Source organism: Halobacillus seohaensis, from assembly GCF_042663045.1.
Classification (GTDB): domain Bacteria; phylum Bacillota; class Bacilli; order Bacillales; family Halobacillaceae; genus Halobacillus_A; species Halobacillus_A seohaensis.
Genome location: NZ_JBHSZV010000014.1, coordinates 206,144 through 216,276 on the forward strand (window position 1 = coordinate 206,144; position 10,133 = coordinate 216,276).

The window sequence follows — 10,133 nt, forward strand, 5'->3', positions numbered from 1 at the left end:
GAAGGAAGGGGTATATATGCAAGGTTGGGTAAAACTTCATCGAAAGATCCTTCATAGTGAAATTTTTGATAATGAGAAGATGCTAAAGATATTTATTTACTGCTTAACAAAATCAAGTCATAAACAAGCGGAAGTTAGAGTGGGAAGACAAAAGGTTCAGCTGGAACCAGGTGAATTTATATTTGGGAGAAAGAAAGCTGCTACGGAGCTAAACATGAATGAATCGACGATCCGAGATTATCTGAAAATCTTACAGGAAGATGGTGTGATTACCATCCACCCCACCAACAAATATAGTGTTATAACCATTGATAATTGGGGAACCTATCAATCTAATGAGGAAGAATACGACAACAAAGAGACAACAGAGAAACAACAAAATAACACCACTTTACCATCGGAAGGACAGCAAAAAGACACATACAAGAATGAACAAGAACTTAAAGAAGTTAAGAATGTAAAAGAATTTATTACTACAACTACTTCTGGACCGATGAATAGGGACGCCATTCAATTCTTTAAAAACAACTTTGGCATTATACGTCCTCAAATCTCAGAAGAAATAGTGATATGGAGTGAGGACCTTGGGGATCCATTAATCATGGAAGCTATGAAACGTTCCTTAGATCGTAATAAACCAACGTGGGGATACGTGAAGAGTATTCTTAAATCCTGGATAAACAAAGGAATTCGAACGATAGAACAAGCAGAGGCGGAGAAAGTTGAATATGAAAATAAAAACCATAACAATGGTACATTCTCTAAAGGACCCTCCAAACAGGAAGTGGTGCCGGAATGGTTTAAAAACCGTGAAGAGCAAGAAAAGCATAATATAAATAAACAGCCTAGCATTGAAGATACAGCTCGAACCATTGAGTTATCGATCAAGCTAAAAAGATCGAGAGAGAATATTCTTGATTCTATTGATCATCGGTATAGACTTTCTGAAGAGGATATGGCTTCTATTCGGGAAGGTAAATGCTCAGCTATAGATATTTTATTAGACCAATTAAAGCTTAGAGTGGTTGGAGATCCATGAAACTAGGGGGGAGTAATATGGGGAAATCAAATAAAAAGCACTTTGCTTATTATGATATTTCTTCACAAGCTGACAATGTAAAAACCTTTGAAGGAAAAAGATATGATGTGCACGGTATTTGGGCGGTAGATCGCCATGGAACTACTAAAAAACTTGCCAGTATCTATTATCGAATTCGAACTGTAAAGGATTATCGATTTAGAACCATTGCTAAACGGAAAAACCCTAAGAGTGAGCTGATACCCGTCAAGTAAGTATAACGATTTTAATACGTGCTTAAATAGCACTTATTGAACATTGAAAACTACATATCTATGTTAGGAAAAGAAAGGTCACAGAACTTTCCTAGCTGTCGATGAGCGTTCGGTGCGTGTTACGTGAAACGCATCTAGTGACCGGGTAAGCGTTGTATCAATAATGGTTCTTCTATTTGAAGTGAGGGTATTGCCGATGAAACTTTTAATAGTAAAACCTAGATACATAAAGTTCTTCGTATATGCTAGAAACGTTGTGCATTGCAGAACACTATGATTAATATAATGGGTCTGCATAGGGTTGATTGTATCTAGCCAAACACAATCTTATATAGAAAAAGGTTTCCTTTCCAAGATGTGGATTTATATTTGAGTAGGTGTTAGAATCGTTATACAAATCACTTGAGAGGGGAATCGTCTGATGAAAAGACATTGGATTGGTGGTTTGGCTGGACTAGTTATGGCCTTTATTCTTGTAGGTTGCGGAACTCAGGGAGCCACAGGTCAAGTCGAGTCTTTATCACCAGACGAAATGAAAAAATATATTGGGAATAACGATTCAGCGTACGTATTGGTTAACAGCACCGAAGATGATGCCGAACGAAAGTCCAATATTAAGTTTGTTGAAGAAAACATTGAATCTATTAATGTGAAAGAAATTAATTCTCAATCAACTAAAATGCTAGAGAACGATTTAAAGTTAAAGGATTTGGGTCTAAAGGATATCCAATTTGAAACCTTAGGAGTTTATAAACATGGAACCTTAACAGAATATGTTTCCTTAAGAGGTGTTGACCATTCTTCCGAGAATGAAAAGGAAAAAGCACTCCAAGAATTCATTGATGAGACAGCACCGTAAAAGAAGTGATCTATATAGATCGCTTCTTTTTTTATGGTTTAGTTTTCTTAGAAGGAGGTGAGAAGGTGGGATCTACGAACCGCGAACTCAAACAATCGAAAGATCTTGTTCAAACACTTTTAACCATTCAAGACCTTTCTTACAATAATTGGCTACACGAAAAACATCAGGAATACATTCAAGAAAATCAAGACGTTGTCATGAAATCTCTCATGCATTACAAGGGATTGAATAATCAGGAAGGTAACAACAATTACTAAAAGGAGCGTATTTATGATGAAGAATTTTACGGATTATGCCTTATTGTCTGCGATTAGTAACTTACAATCAACAGGAGCTTCTATCCTGACCGCGATGCAGCTACTTGGTATTATTTCAGCAGCTATTGCCTTTGGTATCGGGGCCTACCACCTTATATGGGGAGGCGTTCGGGGGCGTCAAAGTTCTATTGTTTGGTTTATAGGTGGTGCAGTTGGTCTTGTAGTTTTGATGGGTGCCACAGCCATTGCCGAATACATTGACAATCAGGTGATCTTTTAAAGGAGCGATGTAGGAATGAGAGTGTTATTCACTTCAAAAGTAGATGGAGAAATTACTAGTTTTCGTCCTTACTCTTTTCATGAAGCCGTAGAAAAAACCGCCGATCTGGACGCGAAATGGAAGAAGAAAAACACTGAGACGGTTGCTCTAGACTTTATGGTTTCTAACGAAACAGGCGATAAACTGTATAACGGAACGTATTTTGTAGGGTCAGAAGAAACCACCAACATCTATGATCATATATGTCAGAAGCTTATACAGATCCCCATGAAAGATCAACAACAAGAGACGGAACGCGATATTCTCCTACAAAAACTAACGTCCCATACACCCACGTCTTATCAGATAGACCTGACAGAATTATCGAGAGAGGATACAGAAAGCTTCTACTGGTGGAAGCCGTTTAGCAAGCAGGGAAAGATAATCACGGTTTCTCTGGTTAGCTTGGGTGTAGTGGCTATCATTACGTCTATTGCTTTAGCTATGATAATGAGTAACCAATCGCAAGCATTGAAAAAGAAAAGTCAGGAACTGAACGAAGCGACAACTATAAAACATAGATATGAAATGGCTATGACTGGGGAGATGAGTGAAGCGATTGATACTTTAAAAGTAAAAGAAACACGTAGCGAATCAGAGCAAGGAGCACTGATTTATTTTCTCGTGTCGAAAAAAAACTATGAAGAAGCTGTCAATCAATCAGGGAAGGAAGGGGTGTCCTTCTTAGCTAGTCAGGTGATGCAAATGCATGGAATCGATGAACTGGAGAAATTTCAAGAAACCTACCCGAGTCCATCTGGTGCGTTTGAACTGGCGTATCACAAAGAAGATTATGAAAAAGCGTTACACGTGGAAGATGTACCCATGACGCAAGAACGCTATAAAGAAAAAGGATGGGCCTATTTAAAGCTCAATCAAACAGAGGAAGCGAAAAAAATGGCTAGCGAAGCCAAAAGTGATGAGTTAAATGATGAAATTAACCAATATGAAGAACTGGAATTACGACTGACCAAGCTTAATAATCAAATAGAAACCGAGAAAAAGTCAGACGATAAGGACCAGAATAAAATCAATTCATTAGAGGAGAAGAAAGAATCCTTAGAGAAAGAACAAAATGACTTTTAAGGGAGTTGATCCATTTTGAAAACGATCATCGCTAAAAAGCAGGTGCTTATACCATTAAGCATCTGTTTTTTTATGGCGACGATGTTAATAGCCACATTTATGTTGAATGTTGTTTTTGCTATGTGGGATACGGTTCAAACATTCCCTGAGTTTAGTGAACCTTTTGTTATTCAAGGATCTTATTTTACAGATCTTAAATTGAAAGAGTATCCGTGGTTTTATAGCATCGTCGTTCTTATCGGTCTACTGGGTGTCGCTCACATGGTCTATAAACTACAAAGTAACTACAAACAAATTGGAACGGATGAAAAAGGTTCGCAGCGTTTCGCAACACGCAAGGAAATTCAACAACAATACAAAGCCATCCCTGATCGGAAATTTACTTACCAAGGTCAGGGTGGTCCTGTATTAGCTCGTAAGGGAGATAAAGCTTATATTGATCCTTCGCCCGTGAATAATTTGATTATCGGTACAACGCGAAGTGGGAAAGGTCAAACCTATGTGATTCCCACCATCGATGCTTATTCTCGTGCTGAGGAGCAGCCTTCTTTAGTCATTAATGATCCCAAAGGGGAGTTATTCGCTTCCAGTCGCGAAACCCTTGAAAATCGAGGGTATGAAGTTGAAGTTCTCAATTTAATGAATCCAATGCAAAGCATGAGCTTTAATTTACTAGAGCTTGTCAAACAATCTTATCAAGATGGCGATTTTTCCACGGCCCAAACATTGTGTGAAACGATTACCCATATGCTCTATCACAATCCACAAGCGAAAGAGCCGATGTGGGATGATTCGGCCAAATCTCTCGTGAACGCCATGATTCTTGCGATTACGGAAAAAAGCATCACAGAAGGAACAGAAGAAAAAATCACCATGTACACTGTCGCCAATATGTTGTCTGAACTAGGAACGAAAAACGAAGTGGATGAAAAGGGACAAGAGTGCAATGCTTTGGATGAGTATTTTCAGGAGTTGCCTCAATCACATGTCGCCAAAGAGCAGTATGCGACGAGCAACTTTTCGAAAGGAAATACACGATCTAGTATTTTTACGACGGCCATGAATGGGTTAACGAAATTTACAATGAGTGAAACAGCCAAGATGACAGCGAAAAATTCACTAGATTTGAAAAAAGTCGGCTTTGGACAATCCATCAAAGGTCGAGGGACTCCATTTTCGAAAGTATTTGTCACGTTTCCTGATGGTATTACGGAAACGAATCAATCTGGGGAGAGTGGCACCTGGACCATTAACTTCTCCTCAAAGTTGAAAGAGGGAGACACCCTAACTATTGTACAAGATCAAGAGCCTTTATCTGCGAAACAAAGCCGGAAACAAACGAAAGACCAAAGGAAATACCATGAAAAAAAACAAAGGAGTCAATTATTTATTCAAGTGAAGGAAGTCCATGAAGAATCCGGAGAGATTCACTTTCACTTTTCTACTTCCCCAGACTTTTTAAGTGATCTTACTGTGGAAAGGGTTTGTTACTTTACCAAACCCATTGCCCTTTTTATGGTTACCCCGGATTATGATACTTCGACGCACGCAATCCCGTCGATCTTTGTTAGTCAGCTGTACTACGTGTTATCGAAGAACGCATCGATTGCCAAAGGGCAGAAATGTTTGCGTGAAGTGGTCTTTATGTTGGATGAGTTCGGGAACATGCCAGGAATTGCTGATATGGATAATAAAATCACGGTCTGTCTCGGAAGAAACATTCGTTTTCACCTGGTCGTTCAATCTTACGCTCAGTTGAAAGATTTGTATGGGGAAGACGGTCAAGCGACCATCCGTGGAAACTGTGGTAATGAAATTTATATATTAAGTGCCGATTATGATTCGGCCTCTTATTTTTCTTCTAAGCTAGGCAAACAAACGTTAAATACTCAAACGCGATCGGGTTCCACCTTTTCGCTGGATAAATCCAAGACGGAGAGCACAGAGGGGCGGGATCTCCTAACAGCTAATGAACTCCAGGAATTGGAGGAAGGTGATTCTGTGGTTCGGCGTGTATTGATGCGTCGTGACAAGAAGGGACGAAAAATCCGAGCATTTCCCATCTACAACACTGGAAAACACAGTATGAAATATGCTCATACGTATCTGAATCATGACTTTGACACCAGTCGATCTATCACCGAAGAGGAAATTGACACGCCACATCGCCATATTGATCCAAAAGATCTAGTTATGGACTTTCAAGATGTTTCTCAACCAATAAATAAGAAGGAAAACAAGCTGGATTCTCAAACTCTTCCATCGGAGGAACGGCCTATCAAAAATCCAGTCTTTGATAAGGAAACATGGAAACAACAGAAAGTGGGGCAATTTTTTGATCGGAGTACCCTTGATATGATTCAGCAGCAAATTGCTCCTCTTCTAGAGCATAGTGAGGAAGAAATGAATAAGGAGCTTCTGGAGTCTTTTCTGTACACTCTTCAACTTCTCGGAGAGGGGCAGGAGATTAGTCGACAAGTGTATGACCATATTCGTAAACAGATCGATAGATTAAGAGAGGAACAAGAGATGATGAATTCAGAGGAAGCAGGAGAGGCCTTTGCGTAGGTTATTCAATGTAAAGGAGGGGGAACATGTCAGATGAAGAGCTTTTAGAAAAACTATTGCAGTTTTCCGATCTACTGACAACTAACAACATATTTATATCGGGCTTACGTATTATGGGGTGGGGCATTCTATTATTCTTGAAAATGATTGTTGATAGCTTAGAGGGTTTGGTAAACAACGTGTTGACGTTAACGGATTTCTTTATGAGTGAACCAGTCCAAAGTTTCCTCGATACGATTCAACCGGCACTCTATGTATTGCTAGCTTTTTCATTAGCCATGATTGGATTTCGATTGATCTTTAATAAAGAGAAGAACCGCGCGGAAATTCCCATGAACCTTTTCATTTCTATTATGACTATTTCTCTTTTGACTTTTGGAATGGGACAAGTCAATGAGTTCACGGGGGATGCAGTAGATGTGGCTCAGGTCGACACCGGATCCTTTACGACGTCCGACCGAGTGATGATGGACTATATCACGGATATCGCTATTTATGATGATCACAACTGGGAAACCCCAGGTGTGGAAGAACAACACCACGTCGCCCCTACCAACATTGATAAGATCTCAATTAATGAAACCATCACAAGAGAGTTTGAGAAAGCAAACGGTGATCAATTATCGGAACAAGGTAAAAGAATTATTATGAACAAAGTAGGGTTAGAATCAAATGGAGAGGAAGGATTAGTAGAAATAGGCAAAAGTGGAATGTTTGATTTCTTACCGGAAAATTATTATCGCTGGCATATTGATTGGTTTACGGCTATCGTAACGCTTGGCGTTATGGCTTTTACAATGGTCCTAATCTCCATTAAGATAGCCAAACTTTGTTTTGAACTGGGCTTTAATCATATTGTGGCGCTCATTATGGCTTATGCAGATATATCTACCGGACAACGTTTAAAAATGATTATTAAAAACATCGGTAGTATATTTGCTTCGCTCATTATGATTTTCCTAAGTTTACGCGTGTATATGTATTACACCACATTCATAGGCGAGAATTTAGAGGGTATCGGTTATTTAGTTGCTCTTATTGCTGGGAGTTTAGCTGTGATTGATGGACCGAACATTGTCCAGAAACTCTTTGGTATTGATGCCGGACTGAAAAATGCTTGGCATGTAGCAATGGGAGGTTACCTAGCTTCTAAAACGCTGGGACCACCTGCGAAGAAAGCTGCTGGTGCTATAGCTAGTGGAGGGACAAGTGCGGTGGTGAATACGGGAGCAGGTGCTGCTGGTGCTGTTGCCGGCATGGCTGGAGGTAAAGGGAAGTCAAAGGGATCAGAACAAAACAAACAATCGCCTAGCCCTACTAAAAGCGACATGAATCAAGGAAAGAAACAACAAAGGCAAGAGCCGAGCCCGATGCAGTCTTTGAAAGGAGATAGCCAACCTCCTAAAAATGAAGGGCAGGAGCAAATGCCGAACCAGCACCGCGCGGAACAGCGAACCATCGGGCAATACCTGAAAGATCGGACGAAGAATCCTCTGGGTCAAAACCCTAAGGTTCAAGGTGCCAAACGGACCTACGATTTATCACGCAATACTACTGAAAACCGTAATAGCAAAAGGAAGCAACGCGAACGAAGGTCTTAACTTTGTTCGCGTTTTTGTTTTGGGAAAGGAGAGATGACCTTGCACTATAAAGTCCCTTCTGAAATTGGAAGTGAACTTAAGATCAATCGTCTGTTTTACCTTACAGACCTACTTGTTGTATTAATTCTGGGAGGTGTTGGTTTTACCTTCCGTTATGTCGTTCATCCCTCTTTGGTATGGTATTACGCCATCTTTTGGGTTGTGTTGATGGTGTCCTGGTTGATCCGTCCAAAAACCAATCCGAAACTGCGTATGGCCAAAGCATTGATGTTAGCTGTCTCTCGGAACCGGATTACTTATTGCGCAATGGACACGGAGGAAAAAAAAGAAAGGGGCGTCTAAAAATGACTTTAAACCAAGGTAGTGGGCCTGTGTTTTCTGAAGCTCATGAAGCACAACAAGCTCTTTTTGAGGAACAATCATCTACAAGACGAAAAAGAAAACACAAAGGGTCGAAGCCTCGTAAGAAAAAACGGATGATGGCCAAAGCTTCTGTGGCAGATATCCTTTCTATTCGTGACATGACGGCTGATGGTTCATTCGAACTTCAAGAAAATAAGGGGTACTTGGATGTGTTGCAGCTGCAAAGCAAAGACATTTATTCACCTTCTACCCGGGAAACAGAATACGACATCATGATGATGGCTAAATTCTTTCAATCGTACGCTCATGATATCAAAATCGTTTCGATGAATTTCCCGGTGGATATGCAAAAGCAATTGGACGCCGTTAATTATAAGATTTCTCAGAATACAGCCCCTTTATATGAACAATTTTTACTAAAAAAACGTCATGAATTGGAATTTTTAGAAACCCATCGAACGAACCGAGAGTTTTATTTATATATTTATGCTGCAAGTCTTAAACAGTTATCGGAATACCGCAATAATTGTCGAAGATATCTAGGGCGAGTTGCACCCATGATTGAATTAACCGATGAAAAGAAATTGGATTTGCTGTACAAGCTTCACAATCAGAATTCTAAATTGGAAAAGAGGGGGTAGGGGAGTTGTTTTCATTTTTAAAACCAAAAACAGATGAAGAGAAAACGAAGGCAAGGGGATACAATCCGTATTTACTAGCTCATGTACAACCACAAGGAGGGTTAAACTTTCAAGAGTCCTTCATTCGAAAAGGAGACGGTTATGAAGCATGCGTCCATGTGTATTCTTTTCCGAAGAACGTATCGGACTTTTGGTTAGAACCCATTTTCAACATGGAGAATGTGATTACGACGATGGATATCGTATCAGATGATCGGTACAAAGTACGCGATGGCTTAAACAAAGGCATGGCCGAACAAAGCTCTCGTATCATCAATGAAAAAGATAACGCTGGGATTATCGAGGCCCAAAACAATTACGATGATTTGAGAGAACTTTATAACCAAGTATCTGAGGAAGGAGAAATCATTAAGCGTGTGCATCTCCGGCATTACGTTAGCGCTCAAACGAAAGCTGAATTAGAAGATAAAGTGAAAGAAGTCTTATCGACCTTGGAAGATGAAAACTTTCGAGGATCCATTTTCTTAAATGAACAGGAGTATGAATGGCAAGCGCTTCTATCTAGTTATGGTGACCAATCTACCTATCGTAACAAACGGGAGGGACAACCGATTCCGGCTTTAGGATTAGCCGGTGGTTTTCCATTCCATTTTACGAGTTTAAACGATCCCTATGGCACCTTTTATGGCACCACGCTGACAGGAGGAAATGTTGTTTTTGATTTGTTTCACCGTGATCAGCAGCGAAAAAGCTTTAATGGAGTGATGGTCGGTGCCATGGGCGCAGGGAAATCCACGACACTCAAGAAAATTATGCTAGATAACGCGATTAAAGGCTACAAAGTGCGAACGTTTGATGTAACAGGAGAGTTTGCGGAGTTGACGGAGGCCTTAGGTGGAAAACAAATTGCCCTAGATGGATCCGATGGAGTCATTAATCCCTTGCAAGTCTATCAAACGGCTGAAGACGAGTACACGTCGTTTACACAGCACTTATCCAAACTAACCACATTCTATAGATTCCTAGCTCCGGAAGCTAATGATAGTGAACTAAAAGAGTATGAGAATCTTTTACGAAAACTCTATGAAAAACTAGATCTTTGGAAAGATGGAGAGCCATCGAATATTACCGATCAGTCAGTTC

11 protein-coding genes are annotated in these 10,133 nt (G+C 40.0%); all 11 read left to right on the top strand.

Features of this window, described 5'->3' with window-relative positions; genetic code table 11:
• Window positions 1–16: 16 nt before the first annotated feature.
• Window positions 17–1,039: a DnaD domain-containing protein gene (locus tag ACFQIC_RS07330; protein ID WP_204707153.1), complete on the top strand. Its 1,023-nt coding sequence runs from the start codon at window positions 17–19 to the stop codon at window positions 1,037–1,039.
• A gap of 17 nt (window positions 1,040–1,056) precedes the next feature.
• Window positions 1,057–1,293, top strand: coding sequence for a hypothetical protein (locus ACFQIC_RS07335; RefSeq protein WP_204707151.1), 237 nt, complete (start codon window positions 1,057–1,059; stop codon window positions 1,291–1,293).
• A 421-nt stretch (window positions 1,294–1,714) separates the two neighbouring features.
• Complete coding sequence (locus ACFQIC_RS07340) at window positions 1,715–2,152, top strand: hypothetical protein (RefSeq protein ID WP_204707149.1); 438 nt, start codon at window positions 1,715–1,717, stop codon at window positions 2,150–2,152.
• 65 nt (window positions 2,153–2,217) lie between these two features.
• Window positions 2,218–2,412, top strand: coding sequence for a hypothetical protein (locus ACFQIC_RS07345; protein ID WP_204707147.1), 195 nt, complete (start codon window positions 2,218–2,220; stop codon window positions 2,410–2,412).
• A gap of 16 nt (window positions 2,413–2,428) precedes the next feature.
• Window positions 2,429–2,692, top strand: coding sequence for a hypothetical protein (locus ACFQIC_RS07350; protein ID WP_204707593.1), 264 nt, complete (start codon window positions 2,429–2,431; stop codon window positions 2,690–2,692).
• 15 nt (window positions 2,693–2,707) lie between these two features.
• Window positions 2,708–3,817: a hypothetical protein gene (locus ACFQIC_RS07355; RefSeq protein ID WP_204707144.1), complete on the top strand. Its 1,110-nt coding sequence runs from the start codon at window positions 2,708–2,710 to the stop codon at window positions 3,815–3,817.
• A 15-nt stretch (window positions 3,818–3,832) separates the two neighbouring features.
• Window positions 3,833–6,385, top strand: a complete 2,553-nt coding sequence (locus ACFQIC_RS07360) for a VirD4-like conjugal transfer protein, CD1115 family (RefSeq protein ID WP_204707142.1) — start codon at window positions 3,833–3,835, stop codon at window positions 6,383–6,385.
• Window positions 6,386–6,411: 26 nt separating this feature from the next.
• Window positions 6,412–7,986 (top strand): pLS20_p028 family conjugation system transmembrane protein, encoded by a 1,575-nt coding sequence (locus ACFQIC_RS07365; RefSeq protein ID WP_204707139.1) that lies wholly within the window; start codon window positions 6,412–6,414, stop codon window positions 7,984–7,986.
• A 39-nt stretch (window positions 7,987–8,025) separates the two neighbouring features.
• Window positions 8,026–8,328, top strand: coding sequence for a DUF5592 family protein (locus ACFQIC_RS07370; protein WP_204707137.1), 303 nt, complete (start codon window positions 8,026–8,028; stop codon window positions 8,326–8,328).
• Window positions 8,329–8,330: 2 nt separating this feature from the next.
• Window positions 8,331–8,990: a hypothetical protein gene (locus ACFQIC_RS07375; RefSeq protein ID WP_204707135.1), complete on the top strand. Its 660-nt coding sequence runs from the start codon at window positions 8,331–8,333 to the stop codon at window positions 8,988–8,990.
• Window positions 8,991–8,995: 5 nt separating this feature from the next.
• A partial coding sequence (locus ACFQIC_RS07380) for a VirB4 family type IV secretion system protein (protein WP_390217014.1) occupies window positions 8,996–10,133 on the top strand: 1,138 nt, incomplete at its 3' end.